At 37.7% G+C, this 25202-nt stretch carries 21 protein-coding genes; 7 read left to right on the top strand and 14 right to left on the bottom strand.

Annotated features, from left to right (window positions below; all coding sequences use genetic code 11):
- The first annotated feature begins 150 nt into the window (after positions 1–150).
- Positions 151–1515 carry an acyl-CoA dehydrogenase family protein gene (locus ASE92_RS17485; protein ID WP_056851410.1) on the top strand — a complete coding sequence of 455 codons (1365 nt, stop codon included), beginning with the start codon at positions 151–153 and terminating at the stop codon, positions 1513–1515.
- A gap of 362 nt (positions 1516–1877) precedes the next feature.
- Here the strand turns inward: ASE92_RS17485 and ASE92_RS17480 are convergent, their stop codons facing one another.
- The 3 genes from ASE92_RS17480 to ASE92_RS17470 all read right to left on the bottom strand — a co-directional run bounded on the left by ASE92_RS17480 (position 1878) and on the right by ASE92_RS17470 (position 4731).
- Positions 1878–2279: a hypothetical protein gene (locus ASE92_RS17480; RefSeq protein WP_056851409.1), complete on the bottom strand. Its 402-nt coding sequence runs from the start codon at positions 2277–2279 to the stop codon at positions 1878–1880.
- Between the two features lie 2 nt (positions 2280–2281).
- A complete protein-coding gene (gene lat, locus ASE92_RS17475; RefSeq protein WP_056851408.1) occupies positions 2282–3613 on the bottom strand; it encodes an L-lysine 6-transaminase in 1332 nt (443 codons plus the stop codon).
- 248 nt (positions 3614–3861) lie between these two features.
- Entirely contained in the window at positions 3862–4731 is an 870-nt protein-coding gene (locus tag ASE92_RS17470) for a 1-aminocyclopropane-1-carboxylate deaminase/D-cysteine desulfhydrase (RefSeq protein ID WP_056851407.1), read from the bottom strand.
- A gap of 365 nt (positions 4732–5096) precedes the next feature.
- On the opposite strand from ASE92_RS17470, the gene ASE92_RS17465 reads away from it, so the two are divergent.
- Positions 5097–6125 (top strand): RluA family pseudouridine synthase, encoded by a 1029-nt coding sequence (locus tag ASE92_RS17465; protein WP_056851406.1) that lies wholly within the window; start codon positions 5097–5099, stop codon positions 6123–6125.
- A gap of 3 nt (positions 6126–6128) precedes the next feature.
- Positions 6129–6968, top strand: coding sequence for an aminotransferase class IV (locus ASE92_RS17460; protein ID WP_056851405.1), 840 nt, complete (start codon positions 6129–6131; stop codon positions 6966–6968).
- A 23-nt stretch (positions 6969–6991) separates the two neighbouring features.
- On the opposite strand, the gene fmt is transcribed toward ASE92_RS17460, so the two are convergent.
- On the bottom strand, positions 6992–7900 hold the full coding sequence (gene fmt, locus ASE92_RS17455) for a methionyl-tRNA formyltransferase (protein WP_056851404.1): 909 nt from the start codon (positions 7898–7900) through the stop codon (positions 6992–6994).
- Between the two features lie 88 nt (positions 7901–7988).
- Here fmt and ASE92_RS17450 point away from each other — a divergent pair, with 88 nt between their 5' ends.
- Both ASE92_RS17450 and ASE92_RS17445 read left to right on the top strand, forming a co-directional pair.
- Positions 7989–9035: a DNA topoisomerase IB gene (locus tag ASE92_RS17450; RefSeq protein WP_056851403.1), complete on the top strand. Its 1047-nt coding sequence runs from the start codon at positions 7989–7991 to the stop codon at positions 9033–9035.
- Positions 9036–9056: 21 nt separating this feature from the next.
- Complete coding sequence (locus ASE92_RS17445) at positions 9057–10907, top strand: ATP-binding protein (RefSeq protein WP_056851402.1); 1851 nt, start codon at positions 9057–9059, stop codon at positions 10905–10907.
- A 57-nt stretch (positions 10908–10964) separates the two neighbouring features.
- On the opposite strand, the gene ASE92_RS17440 is transcribed toward ASE92_RS17445, so the two are convergent.
- Positions 10965–11171 carry a hypothetical protein gene (locus ASE92_RS17440; RefSeq protein WP_082455108.1) on the bottom strand — a complete coding sequence of 69 codons (207 nt, stop codon included), beginning with the start codon at positions 11169–11171 and terminating at the stop codon, positions 10965–10967.
- Between the two features lie 133 nt (positions 11172–11304).
- Positions 11305–12576 (bottom strand): exo-beta-N-acetylmuramidase NamZ domain-containing protein, encoded by a 1272-nt coding sequence (locus tag ASE92_RS17435; protein ID WP_056851400.1) that lies wholly within the window; start codon positions 12574–12576, stop codon positions 11305–11307.
- A gap of 169 nt (positions 12577–12745) precedes the next feature.
- Between ASE92_RS17435 and ASE92_RS17430 the strand changes: the two genes are divergently transcribed.
- The gene (locus ASE92_RS17430; protein ID WP_056851399.1) at positions 12746–13966 is read left to right on the top strand and encodes an FtsX-like permease family protein; all 1221 of its coding nucleotides are present in this window, start codon (positions 12746–12748) and stop codon (positions 13964–13966) included.
- A 185-nt stretch (positions 13967–14151) separates the two neighbouring features.
- On the opposite strand, the gene ASE92_RS17425 is transcribed toward ASE92_RS17430, so the two are convergent.
- The 8 genes from ASE92_RS17425 to mdh form a co-directional block, all read right to left on the bottom strand.
- Entirely contained in the window at positions 14152–15078 is a 927-nt protein-coding gene (locus ASE92_RS17425; protein WP_056851398.1) for a bestrophin family protein, read from the bottom strand.
- A gap of 25 nt (positions 15079–15103) precedes the next feature.
- Positions 15104–15601: a hypothetical protein gene (locus ASE92_RS17420; RefSeq protein ID WP_056851397.1), complete on the bottom strand. Its 498-nt coding sequence runs from the start codon at positions 15599–15601 to the stop codon at positions 15104–15106.
- Positions 15602–15798: 197 nt separating this feature from the next.
- Entirely contained in the window at positions 15799–17160 is a 1362-nt protein-coding gene (locus tag ASE92_RS17415; RefSeq protein ID WP_056851396.1) for a HAMP domain-containing sensor histidine kinase, read from the bottom strand.
- A 5-nt stretch (positions 17161–17165) separates the two neighbouring features.
- The gene (locus tag ASE92_RS17410; protein ID WP_056851395.1) at positions 17166–17840 is read right to left on the bottom strand and encodes a response regulator transcription factor; all 675 of its coding nucleotides are present in this window, start codon (positions 17838–17840) and stop codon (positions 17166–17168) included.
- A 170-nt stretch (positions 17841–18010) separates the two neighbouring features.
- Positions 18011–18550, bottom strand: a complete 540-nt coding sequence (locus ASE92_RS17405) for an SRPBCC family protein (protein WP_056851394.1) — start codon at positions 18548–18550, stop codon at positions 18011–18013.
- 56 nt (positions 18551–18606) lie between these two features.
- On the bottom strand, positions 18607–19002 hold the full coding sequence (locus ASE92_RS17400) for a group III truncated hemoglobin (protein ID WP_056851393.1): 396 nt from the start codon (positions 19000–19002) through the stop codon (positions 18607–18609).
- A 5-nt stretch (positions 19003–19007) separates the two neighbouring features.
- On the bottom strand, positions 19008–19433 hold the full coding sequence (locus ASE92_RS17395; RefSeq protein ID WP_056851392.1) for a retropepsin-like aspartic protease: 426 nt from the start codon (positions 19431–19433) through the stop codon (positions 19008–19010).
- Positions 19434–20372 (bottom strand): malate dehydrogenase, encoded by a 939-nt coding sequence (mdh, locus tag ASE92_RS17390; RefSeq protein ID WP_056851391.1) that lies wholly within the window; start codon positions 20370–20372, stop codon positions 19434–19436. It lies immediately after the preceding gene.
- 354 nt (positions 20373–20726) lie between these two features.
- Between mdh and dnaE the strand changes: the two genes are divergently transcribed.
- Positions 20727–25160, top strand: coding sequence for a DNA polymerase III subunit alpha (dnaE, locus tag ASE92_RS17385; protein ID WP_056851390.1), 4434 nt, complete (start codon positions 20727–20729; stop codon positions 25158–25160).
- Positions 25161–25202 lie beyond the last annotated feature (42 nt).

The raw sequence follows: 25202 nt of genomic DNA, 5'->3' as shown, positions 1-25202 counted from the left end.
AAAGAAAAGGAAGTATTCGCAAGAACACTAAGGCAAACTCTCTATAAATCATTTTTCTACTCTTCTTTGGATAGACTTTGCTCTGTTTGTGGTTAACTCGCAAGTTCCAACAAAAGCGTCACTCATTTGTTATTCTCAAAACGAATAATAATGGCGAATATATTCTCTTCACTTAAAAATGCATACAATCTCTTTAAACACGTAGATTTTGCTAAGTTAGATGCTTTATCGAAAAAAGTTGACTTGCCTAAAATGGTCGAAACCATTTCAAATCTTGATGATAAGCAAATATCGGGAATGATGAAGATGATGGGTGGTGGCTCTGGTAAAAAGAAAGAATTACCACCAATTGAAGGTGATTTTTATCATTTGGGAGATGAGGCTTTGAAGGATGAAGACAGGGCTTTGCAATTAAAGGTGAGGGCTTTTTTAGAAAAAGAAGTTAAGCCAATTGTAAATCATTACTGGAATAAGGCAGAATTTCCTTTCGAAATTATCCCCAAACTCGCTGAGCTTAATATATGTGGCTTAACTTATAAAGGTTATGGCTGTCCCGGCAAATCGAATTTAATGGAAGGCATTTTGGCTATGGAAATGGCCAGAATCGATACTTCGATATCTACCTTTTTTGGGGTTCAAAGTGGTCTAGCCATGGGGTCTATTTATTTATGTGGCTCGGAAGAACAAAAGCAACAGTGGCTGCCGCTTATGCAGCAGTTCAAAATTATTGGCGCCTTTGGTTTAACAGAGCCTGAAGTAGGCTCAGCTGCTGCAGGTGGTTTGACAACAACCTGCAGAAATGTAGGCGGTAAATGGATTTTAAACGGACAAAAGAAGTGGATCGGTAATGCAACTTTTGCCGATATTTTAATCATCTGGGCTCGTGACGAAGCCGACAATGAGGTAAAAGGCTTCATCGTAAAAAAGGATAATCCAGGTTTTGCAGTAGAAAAGATGCAGGATAAAATGGCCCTTCGTATCGTTCAGAATGGAATTATTACGCTAACCAACTGTGAAGTGATGGAGGTTGATCGCTTACAAAATGCCAATTCATTTAAGGATACGGCAAAGGTTTTGCAAATGACGAGAGCAGGTGTAGCCTGGCAGGCCGTTGGCTGTGCCCGTGGTGCTTACGAAAATGCGCTGGAATATACCAGAACCCGAAAACAATTCGGGAAACCCATTGCTTCGTTTCAGTTAATCCAAAATCATCTGGTAGAAATGTTATCGAATTTAACTGCGATGCAAACGCTGTGCTTTCGGCTATCGCAGCTACAAGATCAAGGCCTTTTGAGAGATGAACATGCCTCGCTAGCGAAAGTTTTCTGCTCCTTACGTACCCGTGATGTAGTGAGCAAAGCCCGCGAAGTAATGGGAGGGAATGGAATTTTATTGGAGTATAATGTTGCTCGTTTTGTGGCCGACGCAGAAGCCATTTACTCTTATGAAGGTACTAAAGAGATTAACACACTAATTGTAGGTAGAGCGATTACCGGCTTTTCGGCATTTGTATAGCAGGATGAATTTATTACTTGGTGTTTGATTTGGAAATGAAAATCAGCCTTTCATAGATCCTTTAGTCCCGCCATTCGCTGTAGTCCCGATGAAGAATCGTGAGCTGCCGCAACTGTCTGGTTTATTTAACGTAGTTCTGTTTTTCAAACGGTGGGTCTATTTACCCAAAAAGCATCAAACTTTATTTATAAACCCGGGTGGACGGATGCCGGTTTTTCATCGGCAGGAGGGAAAACGGGGCTGAAAGTGCCAAAAGTTTCAAGCCGCTCATTTTCAAATAATTAACCCATTATTTTTCTGTCTGTGCGGGCACATAGCGAGGGAAAAGGCATTAGAATTCCCACCTGCGCCGAAGAAAGATTTTAAAATGGATACTTATTAAATACCACCTGGCTCATTGCACTTTTCTCGTATAAGGCGATGCATGATTTATTAAATTGGGGATCAACGTTTACTTCTCCTGGCTGCAGTGTTTGAGGCACATTTGCGCTTTCCATAAAGAAGTAAACTTTGGTATTTCCATATTTGGTGTGTGGCATTAAATTACCATAATTCTCCATTTCTTTCCAAACGGAATCTTTAACTGTAACTACGTAAATCCGCTGTACGGGGCCAGTATTATTCGCATTTCTATATTTCACTATTTCTTTAAATCCAGCTTTCATCTCTTCAATTCCAGGTTGGTTAAAAGTATCTTTAACCATAAGCAAAACTAAAATTACAACAGCTGCGGAAATTAAATAAATAAGTGATTTTCGACTCATGGCTACAATAAAGGCAATATTTTTTCCATAACCGTCAGGCCTTCGTCAATATGTTTTTGTTCTATGCAAAGTGCTGGGCGGAAGCGAATTGTTTTCTCTCCACAACCCAAAAACATGACGTTTTGTGCTAGTCCTTTGCTAATAAAATCATTCCGCATTTCTTTATTTGGAAAGTCGAAAGAGCAGAGTAATCCCCGGCCGCGAACGTTGCTCATTTTATCGAATTTCTGGGCAAACTTGGAGAGGTTATCTTTAAGGTATGCTCCAACTTGAGCCGCGTTTTCGCATAATTTATCTTCTTCAACAATCTGAAGAATTTGCGACGAGCGAACCATATCTACCAAATTTCCGCCCCATGTAGAGTTGATTCTGCTTGGAACTTTAAACACGTTGGTTTCAATCTGATCTACCTTGTTCCCAACTAAAATACCGCAAACCTGCATCTTCTTACCAAATGCCACAATATCTGGTCGAGCCTTTTCACTAAAATGCTGGTGACACCAAAATTTTCCGGTTAAGCCAACTCCGGTTTGAACTTCATCAAAAATCAAGAAAGCATTATTTTCATCGGCCAGTGTCTTAAGTTGAATTAAAAATTCCTCACGCAAGTGATTATCGCCGCCTTCTGATTGAATGGGCTCGACAATAATAGCACATATGTCGTCCTTATTTTCATCGAAAGCTTTTTTTATTTGTGCAATAGAATCGTCTTCAGTTTGGATAGCACGATCTAAATTGCTGTCTGAAAGGGGAAATTTAACATCGGGAATTGAAACTCTGGGCCAGTCGAATTTGGCAAACCATTTCGTTTTATCTGGTAGCGTATTTGTTAAACTTAAGGTATAGCCAGACCTTCCATGAAAAGCTCTTTCGAAGTGCAAAACTTTAAAGCCTTTTTCTTCGGTATAACCCTTGGTAAAATTTTTCTGCACTTTCCAGTCCATAGCTACCTTAATTGCATTTTCGACGGCCAATGCACCACCGGCGATAAAAAAGGCGTGGGGCAAATAATCCGGAATGCCAACTCTTGAAAAAGTTTCTAAAAACTGAGCGTATTGTTGAGTGTATACATCAGAATTTGATGGGTTTGCCATAGCAGCCAACAACAAGTTTTTCTTAAAGCTTTCGTCGTTAACCATTTTTGGATGATTATAGCCCAAAGGCACTGACGCAAAGCAGGTAAAAAAATCAAGTAGTGTTCTATTATATTTTGAGTCGTATATGTATGCACCATGGCTTTTCTCCATATCATAGGTCAGGTCGAAGCCATCGGCCAAAATGTGTTTACTAAGAGACTCGTTAACGCGATCGGCGGGTACTGTTAATTGGTACATAAATTTGGTTTTGGTGTAAATCAAATTTAGTTAAATGTGCCTAAAATCAAAATTTAAGCACTTTTTGTACCATCAATGCAAAAAATAGGTTTAAACTGTTTAAAGTATGATTATAGACAAAAACAGGTTTTGGACTTTTTTAATGTGGAAAACTTTTTTGGTAGAAACGGCATGATTCCGCTAACATGTAGTGCTTTGAAATGAAAAATTATCTTTTTCTGCGACAGAATTTGCACTTACACAATTAACTAAAACTTATCCTTCATTCCGAATATTCCGAGTAACCCGCCGGTATGGATGGCTAATATTTTATCTGTTTCCCGAATTTTACCTTGCTTCTGAAGATCAAGGATGGAATAAAACATTTTTGCCGTGTAAACTGGATCAATTAATATTCCGGTTTGAGCGGTGAAGCTTTTAATGAATGCTATTAATTCAGGTTGCGTTTTGGCATAACCACCAAAATGGTACGTGGTATGCAGGTTGAGATTTTCGGAGATTTTGGTGTATTTAGAAATTTCTTCGCGGATAAATTCTCCACCTTTTAATATGGGTATCACATGGAGTTTAGTATCCAGGTTTTTATTTTGTATTGCTTTTAATAGGCCTGCAGCAGTAGTTCCCGTTCCTGCTGCAACAAAGATGTGGTCATAATCTTCTCTTAGTTCATCAACAATTTCTGTGCAACCCATAACGGCTTCCGGAGATGCGCCACCTTCATCAATAAAATAAGCGTTTTTATCCTGGCCAAATTTTTTCTCGAACAATAACGATTTATCCTTGTAACCTTCCCGATTAGTAAAAATGAGTTTCATTCCATAAAGGGAACAAAGTAAAAGCATTTCGTTTTTAACTTCTTCCCCACGAACAAATGCTGTAGATTGAAAACCAAATTTTGCTGCTGCCGCTGCAGTGGCTACCAAGTGATTGGAATATGCGCCTCCGAAGGTAATCAAGTGGTTTTTATCTTCGATTGTTGCCCGTTCCAGTATAAATTTTAACTTGCGCCACTTATTTCCTGAAATATATGGATCAATTAAGTCATCTCGTTTAACAAATAGATTGCTAAATGGATTAATTTTTAATTTTTGGACAGGACTGTAGATATTTTGAAACACCTGTAAAAATAAAAAACACCTGTTGAATGCAAGTGTTTTTTTGGCGTTTTTTTTAGATTTACTCTACTTAAAGTATATTTTCCTAACTAAATAAGGAAAAAAATTAAGCACAATCTTAACGTTTTGAGTAAAATTTTTCATAATTGTTATCGATTAGATCATCACAACTACAAAAAATAAGCCAATATTGTTTTGTTGACAAATAAATTAATTTCTTAACATGAATTTAACTTGCTGTCCATCAATAGACATACATTTGTATTTATTTTTAGCACTGGTTGTATACTTTATAAATCAATAGAACTAATTTTAGTAAAACTTAGCTACGGTAAAAAATCTTGGTCTCAAAAGGTTATTTTTGCATCATGGAAAATGAGGTAGAATTGCAGGAATCGGAAGAGCAGGAATTATATGAACATTTAAAAATTATTGTAGACAAAGGGCAATCTTTGTTGCGTATTGATAAATTTTTAATGGTTCGTGTGGAGAATGCTTCTCGGAACCGGATACAAAATGCAATTGATGCAGGCAATGTTTTGGTTAATCAAAAGCAGATAAAGGCAAGTTATAAGGTGAAGCCTTTTGATGAAATTTCAATTGTTTTGCCTCATCCTCCTCGCGATACTGAGGTTTATCCTGAAGACATCCCACTTGATATTATTTACGAGGATAGCGATTTGTTGGTCGTCAACAAAGTGGCTGGAATGGTTGTTCACCCTGGTTTTAATAATTATACAGGGACTTTGGTAAATGCCTTGGCTTTCCATTTTGAACAATTGCCTCAATTACCAGGCAACGACGGAAGGCCTGGGCTGGTCCATCGAATTGATAAAGACACCTCGGGACTACTTCTTATCAGTAAAAACGAGAAATCGATTACGCATTTAGCCAGGCAGTTTTTTGATCACAGCATAACCAGAAAATACATTGCTTTGGTATGGGGCGATATAGAAAATGATGGAACTGTTACCGGTTACATCGGTAGAAGTGTAAAAGATAGGCGGGTGATGGATATCTACGATGAGGAAGCAAAAGGGAAATGGTCGGTAACGCATTATAAAGTTTTGAAGCGTTTAGGCTATGTTACGCTCATCAGTTGCGAATTAGAAACTGGTCGTACCCATCAAATTAGAGCTCACATGCAGCACATCGGGCATCCGCTATTTAGCGATGCAATGTACGGAGGCGATAAGATTTTGAAAGGAACTACGTTTAATAAATATAAGCAATTTGTAGACAACTGTTTTGAGTTGCTACCCAGGCAGGCTTTACATGCACAAAGTTTAGGTTTTATTCATCCAACAACAAAAGAATATATGCATTTTGAATCACCTCTACCTAGCGATTTTAAAGCTGCATTGAATAAATGGGAAAATTACATTGCTGTATCATAAAATATGTCTCAACAGTACCTTCTTTTTAACGATGAATTTCATGCGGTTAATGTTCCCATCCTGACAGCTTCTAACAGAAGTTTCAAATTTGGCGACGGGCTGTTTGAAAGCATTAGGATGATTGACAATAAATTGCAGTTTGCAGATTTTCATGCAGACCGTTTGGTTAGCGGAATGAAGGCACTGAAAATGGATGGACATGCTTTAATGGACGATTATTTTCTTCGCCAAAAAACAGCCGATCTCGCTAAAAAGAACAGATGGAATGGTAATGTTCGGTTCCGATTATCTGTTTATCGTCAGGGAGCTGGAGTTTACACACCCGAAATTAATAAGGCCGGATATGTGTTGGAAGGCATACCGCTGCAAAGCAATCGATACGAACTGAATAATAAAGGGTTAATTATTGATGTTTACGACGAAATTACGAAGCCAATAAACAAGCTGTCAAACTTCAAAACATCCAATGCATTGCCTTATGTGATGGCGGGAATTTTCAAGAGCCAAAATCGTTTAGATGAAGCCATGATTTTAAATCAAAATGGCTTTTTGTGCGAAAGCATTAGTGCAAACGTATTCATTGTTTATAATGATCAAATTTACACACCAGCTTTAACCGAAGGTTGTATTAGCGGGGTAATGCGCAGCGCTGTTATGCAATTATGTAGAATGAATGATCTAACTCTGACTGAGGCTCAAATAAACCCTGAAATTTTGAAAGAAGCTGAAGAAGTTTTCATCACTAACGCAACTCAAGGTATTCAGTGGGTAATGGGCTACGGCAGGAAACGTTATTTTAATGAGGTTTCGAAGTTTTTAGTTGATAAGCTGAATAGTCTTTAAAATTGGATTATTACTAATAAGAATTACAACCTCATTCCTCGGAGAAAATCTTCAATTAACATTCGTTTTTTACCTTCATACTGAATATCAATCAGTTTGATAAAGCCGTCTTTCGCAGCAAATTTCAGGTAAGTTTTTCCATCCGTTAAAAATCCACCTGCTGCAATTCCTGGCTCTTTGTTTTCCAATTCAGCTTTAAACACTTTTAGCGTTTTATCATTTAAAAATGTGAATGAAGTTGGATAAGGGCTCAGGCCGCGAATGAGATTATAGACCTGTTGGGCAGGCTGATTCCAATCTATTTTGCAATCGTCTTTAAAAATTTTTGGTGCATGTTTCAATACCTCGCTCTGTGGTTGAGGCTGTTCCTGGTAATTATCCTCCTTAATCGCTTTAACCGTTTTAACCAATAGCTCGGCGCCAATCTGCATTAGTTTATCATGAAGTTCACCTGTAGTTTCATCATCAGCTATTGGGGTAGTGGCGCTTTGAATAATATCGCCCGTATCAATTTCATGGGTTAAGAAAAAAGTGGTTACGCCGCTTTCTTTTTCTCCATTAATAATAGCGTGGTTGATTGGAGCTGCCCCCCGATATTGCGGCAGAAGCGAGCCATGCAGATTTATAGTTCCCTTCTTTGGCATGTTCCACACCACCTCGGGCAACATCCTAAAAGCTACAACCACTTGTAGATCTGCATCAAATGATTTTAGTTGCGCTAAAAACTCGGGGTTTTTTAATTTCTCAGGCTGTAAAACCGGAATATCATGTTCAACCGCATATTTTTTTACTGCACTTTCATTTAGTTTTTGTCCGCGACCGGCTGGTTTGTCAGGAGCAGTTATGACTGCTACAATATCAAATTTGGCTTTAACTAAAGCATCCAACGAGGCCACTGCAAAATCGGGCGTACCCATAAAAACTATTTTCATACGAAAGTGTTGTGTTTCTAAATCAACGTAAATATTTACATTAAGTTTTTGCAAAATAACTAAAAATAAATCATCCTTATAGGTTAAAATGGTACAAGGGAAAGATGTGGTTAAAGCTAGCGGATTGGTCTACGTAACCGATTCCATGCCTGGTATTTATCGTAAAGGTAAATCCGGTAAATTTCATTATGAAGACAAAGACGGCCAAACAATAAAGGATGAAAAGCATCTCGACAGAATCAAATCTTTGGTTATTCCGCCAGCCTGGCAAAAAGTATGGATAGCCAATAAGCCAAATGCTTATCTACAGGTTACTGGAATCGACGCTGCGGGAAGAAAACAATATAAATACCATCCAAAGTGGACAAGCCGTCGCTCTGATGATAAATATTTTAGATTATATGAGTTCGGTAAAGCCTTACCCGAAGCAAGAAAAAAACTGGCGAAGGATTTAAAACGGAAAGAATTGGATGAGCGGAAAGTGCTTGCGATTTCTGTTGATGTTTTGCAAAAAACTTTAATTCGCGTTGGCAATGAAAGTTACAAGCAACTTTATGGCTCTTTCGGACTCACTACCTTAAGAGATAAGCATGTTAAAATAAATGGAAGTAAAATCCATATCGATTTTATAGGTAAAAAAGGAGTTAAGCAAAATGTGGTACTCAACGACAGAAGCCTGGCTAAACTTGTAAAAAAATGCCGCGATATTCCTGGACAGGACTTATTCCAATATTATACAAATGGTAAGGAGCATAGAGGGATCGACTCAGGAAAAATTAACAATTACATTAAAGAAATAACAGGAAATGATTTTACCGCAAAGGATTTTAGAACCTGGGGTGGAACGCTTGAAGCCTTACGCCAGTTTTCTAAATGTGCGGCAGATAAAGATTGGGAACTTAACACCAAGAAAACGGTAGTTAGTGTTTTAGATTGTGTAGCTAAAAAATTGGGCAATACCCGGGCCGTTTGTAAAAGTTCTTACGTGTATCCTATTTTAATTACGGCTTACGAGAACAATGAACTTGAAAAGTATTTGAAGAAAATGAATAACCACAAAACCATCGGAAAAGTAGGTTTAGAGCATGATGAAAAAGTGCTTCTATCTTTTTTAAAAGCTACAGGTAGTAAGTAGATTGATTATTTATGTTTAACAATGCGAATAAATTTACAAGACAAAGCTTCTTTATTTTCTATCATAACGGAAGAATCGGCGATGCCTATTGGTTTGTATGTAGGCGAACAACTCATCATCGAGATTGCCAATAAAGCGATTTTGAAAGCTTGGGGCAAAGATGAATCTGTAATTGGAATGCCTTTAGAAGTTGCTTTGCCTGAATTAAACGGTCAACCATTTATCCAGCTATTAAAAAATGTTTTTGAAACCGGTATTGCCTACGAAGCAAAGGAAGATAAGGTTGAACTAATTAATAATGGTGTTCTTCAAACGTTTTACTTCGATTTTATTTACAAACCTTTAAAAGACGAAAACGGTAAAGTTTGGGCAATTTTAAATACCGCTACAGATGTTACAGAATTGGTTAATGCTAAATTGAAGTGTAAAGAGAGCGAAGCGCTTTTTAGGCAAATGATCTACGATGCACCGGTTGCCATTGGGATACTTCGCGGTAATGATTTTGTAGTTGAGGATGCAAATGACGAGCTTCTTAAAATTTGGGGTAAAGACAAAAGTATCTTGGGCCAAAAAATAATCGATGCCTTACCTGAAATCAAAAACCAGCCTTTTCCGAAATTGTTGCAGGATGTTTATCAAAACGGTGTAGCGCATTATGGTTATGAAACTTATGCAAAACTGGAATTCGATGGCTTATTGGAAGATTGCTATTTCAACTTTGTTTATGATCCCATTCGTGATAAAGACAAAAATATAACAGGGGTGATGGTGGTTGCTAATGACGTTAGCATCCAGGTAAGATCTCGTCTGGCTTTTGAAGAAAGCGAACAGCGTTTTAGGAATTTGGTGCTTGATACACCAATGGCCACAGCTTATTACGAGACAGAAGATATTATCGTATCTATCGTAAATGATGAAATGCTCAAGTTTTGGGGCAAAGATAAAAGCATTATTGGTTTGCCGTTCGAAGAGGCAATCCCTGAACTTAAAGGCCAACCTTTTATTAATCTATTAAAAGAGGTTTATCGCACAGGTGTGCCTTACCATGCAGATCAGCAGATGGCATTTTTGCCTGTAGATGGGGAGATGAAGCCACAGTGGTTTAACTTTACCTACAAGCCTTTGCGCAATGCGGAAGGGAAAGTTTATGCCATTTTGCACTGTGCTACCGATGTGACCAAGCTGGTTCAGCTTCAAAAACAGAAAGATGAGTTTTTAGGCATTGCCAGTCACGAATTGAAGACGCCTGTAACCAGTATCAAGGCTTACACACAGGTGCTGGAAAGAATGATTCGCAAAGAAGGCGATGAAAAGAAAGCCAATATGGTTCATAAGATGGACATACAACTTAACAGGTTAACCGGATTAATTGGCGATTTGCTCGATGTTACTAAAATTCAATCAGGAAAGATGACATTCAATCCCGTTGATTTTGACTTTGATACGTTAGTAAATGAAATGGTCGATGAAATACAGCATACCACCTCACAACATCGGATCGAATTAGATGTAAATAGCAATGCTTCAGTTTATGCTGATAAAGAGCGAATAGGGCAGGTAATTGTTAATTTCCTTTCAAACGCGATTAAATATTCCAATGATGCCGATAGAATTTTTGTAGCGAGTTATTTGTATGATGATGAAGTAATTTTGAGCGTTAGAGATTACGGAATTGGAATTTCCAGAGACTTACAACATTTGGTTTTTGATCAGTTTTACCGGGTAGGTGGGAATCTGCAACATACTTATCCAGGCTTGGGGCTCGGGTTATATATCTCTTCAGAAATTGTCAAAAATGAAGGTGGCAGAATATGGGTTGAAAGTGAAAAAGGGAAAGGGTCGACATTCTATTTCGCTTTGAAAATAAAGTAGTTGTTAAAATAAAAGCCAAGTTTAAAAACTTGGCTTTTATATATATCCGATTTAAAATTATTCTTTTGGTGCCTTTTTGATTGGGTTTACCGGCTGTTCTTCATTTTCCCGCTGCTTAGCTGGATTTTCTGTTTTTGGCGGTTTATTTGGCAAGCTGTCATTCGGTTTTCTCACCGTTTTATGATCTTCTGGCTCCCTGCCTTTAGGTACTTCTTCCTGATAATTACTTCCTGGATTATTATTTTCTTTTTTTGGACCGCTCATAATGTAAATGATTGATTTTTGTGTTAGACTATGATGAATGCCATTATCTCTTTTTAAAACAACGTTTTCAGCAGTAATGTTTCAATTATTGGTTCTGATCACTCAATCACTCAATTATTCAATCACTCACTCATTATTTATAAAGCAAATACTTTAACCGCATTTTTTTGTAAGCACTCAATCCCGGCTCCCAACTTGCTCTAATTTCCTGTTCGCTTTTCCCATCAATTACCTGTTGCCTAAAATCGCCAACGCCTACTAGTTTCTCAATCGTTCCCATTTCTTTACTCAGCTTGTTGTTAAAAAAATCTTCTTTCTTCGGCGACGCATTATATAATTCAATCAACCAGGAAATATTAACCTGTTTTGTTTTGCGGAGTTCAGCAGTATCATATTTCCTTAAATCCAAACCGTAGCAAACCTGATCTTGAAACAATGGAGTTTCTGACATGCCTTTGATGCTTTTTGGTGTAAAACTGAAATCGAATTTCCCTTTCAGGTACGGTGCGCCCACAATAGTAAAAGGAAACATTGTACCACGACCGTGATTTAAATATGTTCCTTCGAATAAACAGGTAGATGGGTATAGCAGTATAGATTGCGCAGTATTTAAATTTGGCGATGGTTTTACTGGCAACACGTATTCCATATCATGGTTGTAGTTTGCATTTTTAATTACTGTGATTTTGCATTTTACCTTGTCTTTTAGCCACCCTTCGCCGTTAAGCATTTGCGCATACTCGCCAACAGTTAGTCCGTGTGCAATTGGAATAGGTTGAATACCGATACCAGATTTAAATTTAGGATCAAGTATTGGGCCATCAATTAAATAACCGTTAGGATTTGGACGATCCAATATCAAGAGCTCTTTTTTATTGATCGCACAAGCTTCCATAACATGTTGTAAAGTGTTAATATAGGTGTAAAAACGCACTCCAACATCCTGAATATCAAATATCATTACATCAATATCAGCTAAGTCTTCTGTAGTTGGCGTACTGTGCTTTCCGTAAAGTGAAACAGCTTTAATTTCGGTTTTGGCATCAACGGCATCATCTATTTTAACCCCCGCACTTGCATCGCCTCTAAAACCATGCTCCGGGCCAAATATTTTTTGAATTTTAACACCGAGTTTCAATAAGCTATCAACCGATGTTTGTGTACCGATAATTGATGTCGGGTTAACAACCATCCCTACACGTTTTCCTTTTAAAAGCGACAAGTATTTTTCGGTTTGTTCCGCTCCAGTTCTAATCGTTGTTTCTACAGGAGTATTAATTTTTCTGATAACTGTTTTTTTACTTGGATCGCCTTTTCCAACTTCTTGCTCTAAAGTTTTTGGTCCCTGCCCACAAGCAGAAAGGGCAATTAGTGAGGTTAGTGCAAAACTGATGTATTTCTTCATTTTGGATAAATTTTACGATTTGGTTTTGGATGTTAATCGACAAAACAATTTAGCAACTTATTTGATTATTGTTATTTGGATCTTGTTGTTTAAAGTTGACCAATATATTCCAAATATATACCATTTTTAAAAAGGATTTAAGCATTTTTGCTGTTACAAAATAATCAAATTGAATTTCGAATACTTTATAGCCGGCCGAATCGCTATTAAATCTGAGCGACCATTTTCCAAACTCATCGTTCGCATAGCCATTGCAGGTGTAATGCTTAGCCTTGCCGTAATGATTCTGACTATCGCCATTATTAAAGGCTTTAAAACCGAAATTCAAGATAAAGTGCGGGGTTATCTGGGCGATGTGCAAATTACCCGTTATGATTTAAACAACTCTTTTGAACATTCTCCATTTGTGCTGGATAGCGAAACCAGAAAGAAGCTAACCAATAATCCGGATGTAGAATATTTCTATCCCTTTGCTACCAAGCCAGCTATTTTATCGGCCAATGATGAAATTGAAGGCATTAATTTTAAGGGTGTCGACAAAACCTACAACTGGGATTATATTAAACAGCACATTATAAGCGGAACTATTATCGATTTTTCGGATAGCACCGCTGCCATGCAGGAATTACTGGTTTCCAATTACACAGCCAATCGGTTGAAGCTTAAAACTGGAGATGATTTCATTATGTATTTTGTTCAAAACCAGTTGCGCCCACGTAAATTTAAAATTGTGGGGATTTATGATATTGGGGTGGAAGATATCGACAAAAGCTTTGTGCTTGGGAACTTAAATATCATTAAACGCTTAAACAACTGGAAGCCAGATCAAATTGGTGGGATAGAAATCCGGATAAAAAACTTTAAAGCTATTAATAAAGTTTCGGCAGATATTTTTGAAAGTTTACCACAAAATCTGCGCTCGTTTTCCATTATCGAAAATTTCCCCAATATATTTACCTGGTTGGGCCTACTTGATGTAAATACAAGGGTTTTATTAATCTTAATGTTGATTGTAGGTGTAATTAATATGGTTACTGCATTGTTAATTATGATTTTGGAGCGTACAAATATGATCGGAATGCTTAAGTCATTCGGGGCAAGTAACTGGAGTATCATGAGGATTTTCCTGTATAATGCCGCCTACCTTATTGGGATCGGCTTACTGCTTGGAAATATTTTAGGCCTCGGCCTAGGGTTCTTTCAACAGGCAACACATATTTTTAAACTCAACCAATCATCGTATTTTTTGGCTTATGCACCAATAGAATTTCATTTTTTAGATGTATTAGGTTTGAACGTTTTAACCGTTCTGGTTTGTTTAATCGTATTAATTATTCCCTCTCTGCTCATCAGCAAAGTTTCGCCATTAAAAGCAATTAGGTTCAAATAAATTAAAAGAGATTTTTAAACCTAGATATGCGCTTAGGTTTATTCCTCACCAGTGGAAAAAAGCTTTGATTGTGTAGGTGTTATAGCTTGGCACAAAAATAAATAGGCTTTTCCCCATCCAGGGAAAAGACCTATTGTTTTTAACTAACCTATTCCAAACCTGGAACAGAACTAAGAATTAAGATTTTATAAGATGTAATATGAGCCTACCTGAGCCAATTCAGTTTGTGGCTTATCTTCCAGTATCTTGTTATCATCAATCATCTGGCAAAGATCACGCTCAATTGTTCTACAAATAGTAGTGGTCGGCGTATCGGTTGGCTTGTTTTCGAACGGATCTTGCAGGTGAACAGCCATTTTCTCTACCAAAAGGAAAAATGCAGCAATAGCAACAACCAATGGAACTTCCATGTAACCGAAATATTCAATCAAACCAAACGGCAATAAAACAATGAATAAATGAATCGACATGTTGATATATTTACTATAAGTTACCGGAAAAACGGTGTTCTTAATCCGTTCACAGCCTCCCATATGGTTACACAAGGCGGTAAGCGTTTTGTCGATTTCAATTTGTTGATATTTGTTAATCCAGCCTTCATTCAAAGCTTTCTTTAAATCCATTGCATGTAATTCCAACAGGGTGGCAGTAACATTCTTACGTCTTTTAATGAACTCCATTTCATCAGCAGATAAATATTGTTCTAAGCCTTTGCGTGGATTAAAACCTCTTAAAGCCTGACTTAATGCATAAGTCCAGGCAATTTGCCTTTTAATGAATTTCTCTTTGAACCTTTCAATCTCATCAGAACCATATGGGTTTTCTACAAAAGAAAGAATCTGTCTGGAAAGTGATCGGGAATCGTTAACAATGGCACCCCATAAAATCCTGGCTTCCCACCATCTATCATAAGCTTGGTTCGATCTGAACGCTAGCAATAGCGAAATAATGGTACCCAGCAAAGCTGGAACTGTTATGGGAATTGAGATTCGGGTAACATGAAAGTTTTGATAAAGAATGACGATTCCAACTGAATAAGCAATTACAAAAAGCAATTCTTTCTTAATCTTTCCAAATATATAGGTGAGGGGAATATTATTTCGTAACAGCATGGTCTTAAGTTTATTTCGTTAATAATTAAGCGTTTGCCGCTTTTAATTCGTTTTCATGAATTTTAGTTTCGATTAAATTTTCTTGATTATGAAGCATCATGATATTTAATTCTAACACCTCGCGGCCACAACGAGCGGTTAGTACCTTTGGATCGATACTATATTTGTTGATCTGCTTAAAGTTATAGTCTTTAGGATAAGCAATAAAGTCTACCTCAAATGCTTCGATAAAGTTTTTGAAGGCAGCCACTGTGCTACCATAGAAATACTCTATGCCAATGGTATTTATTTGATTAGTAAACTTCGCCTTGTAATTATTCAAAGTCTGGTAAAACTCGTCGCTAATGTTTTCGTAATCTCTGCTTCTTCGGCTCAACATTAACATATCAGTAATAGAATCTGATAACTTGAATGCGTGAACAAAAATTATATTGAAGGTTTCGTGGGGTTGAGTCTGCGTTAAACCATCAATGATTTTTGTACTCTCTAAATTGAAATCTGTTGGTACTAATACTGTTTTCATGGCTTTATCTTGTTAAATGAATAAATATTTATACAAGTTTACAGCGATAAGATTACAGCGAAATAAGAATAAGATTAGAACGGGATTAGAATTAATAAAACCCAGAGATGTAGGTTGTAGAAATATGCAATTATCTAGTAATTGTAGGCAAAATTAGAAATTTTATGGAATTTAAGAAACAAATTTAACCAATAGCATTAGTAAATGCTGGTGAGCGGTAGTAAAACTTTAATTTCTGTACCTATTCCTTCCTGCGATTTAATAGCAATGCTGCCGCGATGTAATCTAATGATGTTCAATGATAGAGGAAGCCCTATTCCGTAGCCTTTAAAATCATTTGTGTTTGAAGCCCTGTAAAATGGTTCAAAAATATGTTGAATATCTGTTTGAGGAATTCCAATACCCTGGTCGGTAACTGCGATTGAAAGCGAATTAGCACTTGTTTCGATGGCAACGTTTACCAATTTATCGTTCGAATATTTACATGCATTGCTTACAATATTGGTAAGGGCAAGTTTAATCAGGTTTTTGTTTATTTTCAAACTCAATAATTCATCATCATCGGGGAGTTTGGAAAAGTCTATTTCTATTTTACTTTCTGGATGAACCTGATTTACCGAAGCTTTAATTTCCCACAGCAACTCATCCATCCTAACCAGTTCCCAAGGTTGATTTTTTCCATTAAAGCCAGATTGTGCCAGACCTAACAAACTGGTTAAGATATGTTCCAGTCTTTCGGCCTCACCTTTAATTTTGTCTAAAGCTAATTGCTGCTTCTGTGGGTCGGTATTAGCACGCATGGCCAGTTCCACCTCTCCACTAATTACTGTTAATGGTGTTCGAAGTTCGTGGGAAGCATTACTGATAAAATTATTCTGCGTTTCAAAAGCGGTCTCTAACCGGTTTAGCATGTTGTTAAATGTTTGCGCCAATTGCGACATCTCATCGCTGCCACTTTTTACCTCTAAGCGCATATGCAGGTTTTCTGCTTTTATCTTTTTAACACTTTTAATGATGTTTCGCAAGGGCATCAACATATAATTAGAAAATTTCCATCCAACCACAAATGAGAGTAGAACAGAGAGGAAAAATCCAATAAGCAGGATCCGCTGAAGATCTTTCAATTCTCTAAAACCAACTGGATCATTTGCAGAAACAATAACCATATAATCTTTATTGTTTATTTTGAAGGCTTTGCCTGCATAAAAGTGATTTTCTGAACGGTAACGCGACATAGAGCCCGCATTTATCTTCTTATAAAAGCTTTGTGGCAAAACACTGTCAATTCGATGTTCACTGATGTCTTTAACTTCGAAAATGAATGCTTTTTCCGATGGTAAACGTTCCAGATACCGGTTACGCATTTTGGCGTAGGCAGGGTTATTGGCATCTTCATAAAGCTTAATTTGCGCAGAAATATTTACCCTTGCTTCTAAGCGTTTATAAAAATCTTCAAACGCAAATTCATTAGAAAAATACCAAACAAATCCACTTAATAATGAAATAATTACTGCTGAAAGTATGGCAAATAATAAAGTGATCTTTTTGGCAATGTTCATTTTTTTTAACCTTTTAAAACATAGCCTAAACCTACCGCAGTATGAATCAGTTTTTGATCAGCATGTTTATCTATTTTTTTACGGAGGTAGTTTACATATACATCAACCACGTTGGTGCCCAAATTAAAATCAATATCCCAAACGCTTTCCAAAATATCTATTCGGGATAAAATTTTAGACTTATTTTTGGCCATAAACTCCAATAAACGATATTCTGTAGCCGTTAATATGATTTCTTGATTATTGCGCTTAACCGTTTTTGCAGTCATATTAATCTGCAGATCTGCGATGTTAATAATCTGATCCAAATTAGCAGCACCATTATATCTACGAAGCAGCATTCGAATACGGGCAAAAAGCTCAGCAAATTTAAACGGCTTTATTAGGTAATCATCAGCGCCGTTATCTAAACCATTAACCACATTTTCTGTAGTGCCTAAAGCGGTTAGCATAATAACAGGAACGTTTGGCGTTTCTGATTTGATGATTTTGCAAAGCTCCAATCCATTTATACCTGGAAGCATGATGTCAAGTATAATTAAATCGAATTGATTGTCTGCCGCGAGCTGTTTTCCGATCAATCCGTCAGGCGCAACACTCACTGTAAAACCTTCATCACTTAAACCTCTTGAAATTACAGAAACCACGTTTGGCTCGTCTTCTACTAATAATATATTCATTCGTTGGTTAATAATCTAAAATTAAGAAATAAGAAAATCTACTGATCGTAAATTATAAGATTATTGATTTTTAACGCAATAACGGCATAAATGTTTGTTTGTCAAAAAATAACCAAAAAACAAAGCCTCTTAATTATGAAAACTAAGAGGCTTGCAATACTTAAATCCGATTAATTCTCTTTCTCTGATTTTTCTTTCAGACTTGCTAATCCGCTTTCAAAATCTTTACCGATCATTTTATCCATTCCACCCATTATTAAACACATCCATTTGCTAATGATGTTGTTTTCTCCGCTCATTGTCCAGGTTACTTTGTTAGCAGTTCCTTCTGGCGTAATATCAAATTTTGTATCAGCCAAGCTTTCAAATGGCTCAATAAACATTAAATCGATGTTGATGTTTTTGTTGGGATTTACTGAAGTGATTTTCATATAACCAGCGCCGGTTTCTTTGCCTTTCCAGTTGTATTGATGACCTGGATTGCCTGGCGTTCCTGTAAATGATACCTCAGCGCTCGGCTCCATTTTTGCCCATGGATTCCATTTGTAGAATTCTTTAAAATCAGCAATGTTTTTATAAATAATGCTGTCTGGTGCATTAATTACTGTCGACCTGGAGACTGAATAGTTCTTTGGCAGAAGTAAACCACCTACTAAAATAATGATTGCTAATAAGACAATGATGCCTAGCAGTACTTTTAAAAATTTCATGTTTAATTTGTTTGGTTAGCTAAATTTAGTAAGAAACCATCAAAAATGAAACAATACTAAACGATATTGATTTTGGATTTTGGTGAGTTTAATTTAAAGTGCATTAAATCTGCTATAGATTGGGCTTTTTGCTTAATTACTGTAGCGTTTTCTCCTTCGAATAATTCATCAACGGTATTAAAAAAGATGTTTTTCCAGGTATCAAATTCTTCGTTTTTTAAAGATGCTTTTTTGTTAATATCGAAATGGGTGAGCATTGGATTTCCCTTGTATATTGCTTTTCCGAATAAGATGCTTTCCCAAAAGTCGTACATTTTAGGGAGGTGATGCGCCCAATCTACTTGCATTACCTGGGTAAATATCGGACCGATGCGCTCATTTTGCTGAACTTTTTGATAAAATGAATCCACCAATAATACAATATCATTTCGATCAATAATATCTTTTTTCACTGGAATTATTTGTAAAGTCTAAGTGTCGATTTTTCGTAATTGATAACCGCTTTATATTGCATCAAAATATCACCACCAATAATTCCGATAATGGGTGGATGGCCGAATTGCTGATAGGTATCAGTAACAGACTGCAGATCAAAAGCAACAGTTTCGTAGTTTTTAATCTTCAGCCTTCCTATCTTAACTTCAGGAATAGTAGCCTGAATGGTACTTGTTGTGGTAAATAATGTTGCAGCATTTATTTCTTCTGAAACTTGCAAAGTTTCAGCCAGATGTTGTTCAATTAGTTTTTTATCGAACACACTTCTTGATGCGCCGGTATCTAAAACGGCAAAATGCTTTTCCTTAAAAACAACAACTTCCACTAGTAGGTGGAAGCCATCGTCTTGTAAGTTTATTAATTTTAATGGGATGGAAATTGAACTCATTTACACTAGTTTCATCTCCGCTAAAACGCTGTTCATATTTCTAACGGCATCAGCACTTTTATTAAATGCCGCTTGTTCGTCATCAGTTAATTTAAAATCGATGATCTTCTCCCAGCCACTGCGACCAATAATTACAGGCACGCCCAGGCATATATCTTCTTGTCCGTATTCTCCTTCGAGAGAAACACAGCAGGTAAATAATTTTTTTTCATCGCGAAGAATAGCTTCTACTAAAGCTGCTCCCGCTGCACCGGGTGCATACCAGGCAGAAGTTCCGATTAGTCCGGTTAAAGTTGCACCGCCAACCATCGTATCAGCAGCTACTTTATCAAGCGTAGCTTTATCTAGCAAATTGCTTACCGGTAAACTTTGATAGGTAGCTAAACGAGTGAGCGGAATCATAGTGGTATCGCCATGGCCGCCAATAACAAAACCCTGCAAATCATTTGGATTGCAATCTAGCGCCTGCGATAAATAGAATTTAAAGCGAGAGCTATCAAGCGTTCCACCCATACCGATAATTCGGTTTTTTGGTAAGCCTAAAGATTTTAAAGCCAAATAGGTCATGGTATCCATCGGGTTGCTAATCACAATCATGATCGCCTCCGGAGAGAACTTTAAAATATTCTCTGCAACACCTTTAACAATTCCAGCATTGATGCCAATAAGCTCTTCACGGGTCATGCCGGGTTTACGCGGTAAGCCTGAAGTAATTACAACAACATCAGATCCTGCTGTTTTACTATAATCGTTGGTTACACCAGTAATTTTTGTGTCGAAGCCCAAAAGCGTAGCAGTTTGCATCATATCAATGGCTTTACCTTCGGCAAAACCTTCTTTAATATCTAACAAAACAAGTTCATTCGCTAATTCTTTTCTTGCAATATTATCTGCACAAGTAGCACCAACTGCGCCCGCACCTACAACCGTTACTTTCATATATTTAATTTTAAGGTTTGCTCTTAATTATCTATCGAAGATAAAAACAAATCCGAGCTTATGAAACGCTTTTATCAACTTTATCTTTGCTGATCTTATTTCGTCAATCCTGAGAAATTGATATCGTTTAAACACGATTTAGGTGAGCGTTGCCAAACGGGATTTGTATTCTTTAATTATTGATGGTATGGATTTCAAACCCGCATCACATACAGCCGAGATTATAAATTTCGGTCAACAGCGCACAGCAATACTTTATTCTTTTGTTGATAAAATTTGACAAATCCGCTAACCAAATTGTCTATTTTTGATGAACCGTTTATATTCTACAACGGCTAATTCTTTACAAATAATATGTACTTAATTTTTGATACTGAAACCACGGGTTTGCCACGTAATTACAATGCTCCAATTACAGATACGGATAATTGGCCGCGTTGCATTCAAATTGCCTGGCAATTGCATGATGAGATGGGGAGGATGGTTGAACATCAAGATTATTTAGTTAAACCAGATGGATTTAATATCCCTTACGATGCGGAGCGAATTCATGGCATTTCTACTGAACTCGCAGCCGAGCAGGGCATATCATTAGCTGAGGTTTTAGAAAAATTTAATGCTGTTTTATCAAAAGCCAAATTCATCGTAGGTCAGAACGTGGGTTTTGACGTAAACATTATGGGATGTGAGTTTCACCGTTTTGGCGTTGAAAACCGCATGGCAGAAATGCCTGTTTTAGATACCTGTACTGAAGTAACTGCAGAGCTTTTAAAACTTCCGGGAGGTAGAGGCGGTAAATTTAAATTGCCAACATTAACGGAGTTACACTCTTATCTATTTGGCGTTCCGTTTAATGAAGCCCACAACGCCACTGCCGATGTGGAAGCCACAACGCGTTGTTTTCTGGAATTAATTAAAAAAGATGTCTTCAAAAAAGAAGAACTTTTAGTTGATGCAGAATATTTTCCGCGTTTTCGGGAATATAATGCTGGTTCTATTCCAGACTTCGGAATTCCGCATATTAACCTAAAGGCCGCTTCTGATGAGATTCGTAAACGCCTTCAAAAAGCTGAAGGTGGCGGGGTTTCTAAACAGGAGCTTGCAGAAAATAAACAGGAGCTGGCTGCGGCAACTTTTGTGCATTTACACAATCACACACAATTTTCGGTCCTTCAAAGTACCATTAGCATCCCAGCACTTGTAAAAGCAGCGGCATCGCAAAAAATGCCTGCTGTCGCCATGACGGATCATGCCAATATGATGGGTGCATTTCACTTTGTAAATGCAGTTTTAAATCACAATAAAGCAGCTGAAGCTAAAAATGCAGAAGCCATTGAAGCCGGAGAACGACCAACTGAAGTGGTAATGACACCAATTATTGGGGTAGAGTTTTTTGTTTGTGATGATCACTTAAATAGAACGGTGAAGGATAATGGTTACCAAATGGTGCTGTTGGCGAAGAACAAAAAAGGCTACCACAATTTAGCCAAAATGTCTTCCATTGCTTATACAAAAGGGTTTTATTACGTTCCGCGTATTGATAGAAATGTAATTGAGCAGTATAAAGATGATATTATTGTGTTATCTGGAAACCTTTCGGGAGAGATTTCGAATAAGCTCTTAAATATGGGCGAAAACCAGGCTGAAGAAGCTTTGGTTTGGTGGAAAGAAAAATTCAGCGAAGATTTCTATTTAGAAGTGATGCGCCACAATCAGGAAGATGAAGACCGCGTTAATGCGTCGCTTGTTGCCCTGGCCCGCAAGCATGAAGTGAAGCTGATTGCGACCAACAACACCTATTACATCAATAAAAAGGATGCAAATGCGCATGATATTCTCCTTTGTGTAAAGGATGGTGAAAAGCAAGCCACGCCAATAGGCCGCGGCCGCGGTTACCGATATGGCTTGCCGAATCAAGAATACTACTTTAAATCGGGTGAGGAAATGAAAGCGCTTTTTGCTGATTTGCCCGAAGCCATTTTAAATATACAAGAGGTTGTAGATAAGATAGAAACCTACAAGCTTGCTCGTGAAGTGCTCTTGCCGAAATTTGATATTCCTGAAGAGTTTTTGGTTGCTGAGGATGAAACTGACGGGGGAAAACGTGGTGAAAATAAATTTTTACGGCATTTGACCTACGAAGGAGCCAAAAAACGCTATGGCGTATTAACACCAGAGGTTACCGAACGGTTAGATTTTGAGCTGGCTACCATCGAGAAAACGGGATACCCGGGTTACTTCTTGATTGTGCAGGATTTTATTGCTGAAGCCCGTCGCAGAGATGTGTCTGTTGGTCCGGGTCGTGGTTCAGCTGCAGGCTCTGTAGTAGCTTATTGCCTTTGGATCACCAACATCGACCCAATAAAGTACGATCTCCTTTTTGAGCGTTTCTTAAATCCGGATCGTGTTTCCATGCCCGATATTGATATCGACTTTGACGATGAGGGTCGTGGTAGAGTAATGGAATACGTAATTAATAAATACGGCTCCAGTCAGGTTGCCCAAATTATTACCTATGGCACCATGGCAGCAAAATCTTCCATCCGTGATACTGCCCGGGTTTTAGATTTGCCTTTATTTGAGGCAGATAAAATCGCCAAGCTGATTCCAAATATGAAGCTCGCAAAAATCTTCAACCTGGATGAGAAAGCACTCAAAGATGCTTTGCGTCCGGATGAATACGAGCGTGTTCAGGAATTAAAGGCGATGGGGCTTTTGAAAGACCTAAGTGCAGAAACCATTCAACAGGCACAGGTTTTAGAGGGTTCGTTAAGAAATACAGGTATCCATGCCTGCGGAGTAATTATCACGCCAAGCGATATCACCAATTTCGTTCCGGTGGCTACGGCAAAGGATTCTGATTTATATGTTACTCAATTTGATAACTCCGTTGTAGAAAGTGCTGGTCTGCTAAAAATGGACTTTCTGGGTTTAAAAACCCTTACGTTAATAAAAGATACCGTTAAACTAGTAAAGAAAAGACATGGCGTTAACCTCGATCCGGATACGTTCCCAATTGATGATGTAATGACCTATGAGCTTTTCCAGCGAGGTGAAACCATTGGGATTTTCCAGTATGAGAGTCCGGGTATGCAAAAGTATATGAAGGAACTGAAGCCTACGGTTTTTGATGATTTAATTGCGATGAATGCGCTTTATCGCCCCGGGCCGATGGAATATATCCCAAGTTTTGTTAGACGGAAGAATGGCGAAGAAGAAATTCAATATGATTTAGATGCCTGCGAGGAATACCTGAAGGAAACTTATGGTATCACCGTTTATCAGGAGCAGGTGATGCTTTTATCCCAAAAATTAGCAGGTTTTACCAAAGGTGAAGCCGACGTTTTGCGGAAGGCGATGGGTAAAAAGCAGAAAGACGTTTTGGATAAAATGAAGCCTAAATTTGTAAAACAGGCGGCAGAGAAAGGTCATGATGCTACAACGCTCGAAAAAATCTGGAAAGATTGGGAAGCATTTGCCTCTTATGCGTTTAACAAATCGCACTCTACTTGTTACGCTTGGATTGCTTACCAAACGGCGTATTTGAAGGCGCATTACCCGGCAGAATATATGGCTGCAGTACTTTCCAATAATATGAGCGATATTAAACAGGTAGCTTTCTTTATGGAAGAATGTAGGCAGATGGGCGTAACCGTTTTAGGTCCCGATGTTAACGAATCTGATTTAAAGTTCTCTGTAAATGTTAGGGGCGAGGTGCGTTTCGGGATGTCGGCGGTTAAAGGAGTAGGAGAGAAGGCGGTAGAAAGTATTATCGAAGAGCGATTGGGAAATGGTCCTTATGCTTCTGTTTACGATTTCGCAAAGCGATCTAATACCCGTATTGTAAATAAAAAGGCATATGAAAGTTTCGTTTATAGCGGTGCTTTTGATGCATTTGGTGGCCACCGGGCACAGTATTTTTACATAGGTCCGAACGATAAAATGAATGGGATCGAAAAAATCATCAAGTTTGCTAACGATTTTCAAAATAATGAAAGTACTTCGCAAGGGTCATTATTTGGTGGTTCAAAGGCCGATTTAATATTAGAACCCACTTTACCGGTTTCTCCTGAATGGGCTTTGATGGATCGATTGAAATATGAAAAAGATGCTATCGGGATTTTCCTTTCAGGCCATCCATTGGATAACTATAAATTAGAACTCGATAAGTTTTGTACCCATGGCGTAAGGCAACTTAGCATCATCAATAAAGTACGGATGGGCGATACCAACGAAGAAGTGTTAGCTGAATTTGCTAAACTTCAAAACCGTGAACTTTGTGTGGGGGGGTTGGTCGTAGCGGCATCGCAAAGAATTACGAAGACCGGTAAGCCTTTCGGAACATTTGTATTTGAAGATTATGAGGATGCTTGCGAAATGGCGCTATTCGGAGAAGATTTTCTAAAATTCAAATCTTTTTTAACCGAAGGTTACTTTTTACAAATCAGAGGCAGAGTAGGTGAGCGCTTTGGTAAAGCAGGCGATTGGGAATTTAAGATAACGGCCATAAATCTAATGTCTGAATTAAGGGACAAGCTGGCTAAGAGCTTAACCATACAAGTGCCGATTGAACGTGTGAATGAAGAGCTGATGCGGGAAATTGAACTCATTTTAGCAGACAATAAGGCAAATTCAGAGCAGCAAAACTGCCAACTTAACTTCGCTGTTTTCGATACTGAGAAGCAAATTATGTTGGATTTACCTTCTAAGAATTTGAAAATCAATCCTAACAATAAGTTCTTAGAACAATTGGTTGGGCTCAATGTTGTAAACTATAAGTTAAACTAAGTTTCTTGAGACTCAGTGTAAAAATCTAGATTAGAAAGATTG

Source organism: Pedobacter sp. Leaf41, from assembly GCF_001422545.1.
GTDB lineage: Bacteria > Bacteroidota > Bacteroidia > Sphingobacteriales > Sphingobacteriaceae > Pedobacter.
This window is presented reverse-complemented; position numbering and strand designations above follow the sequence as displayed.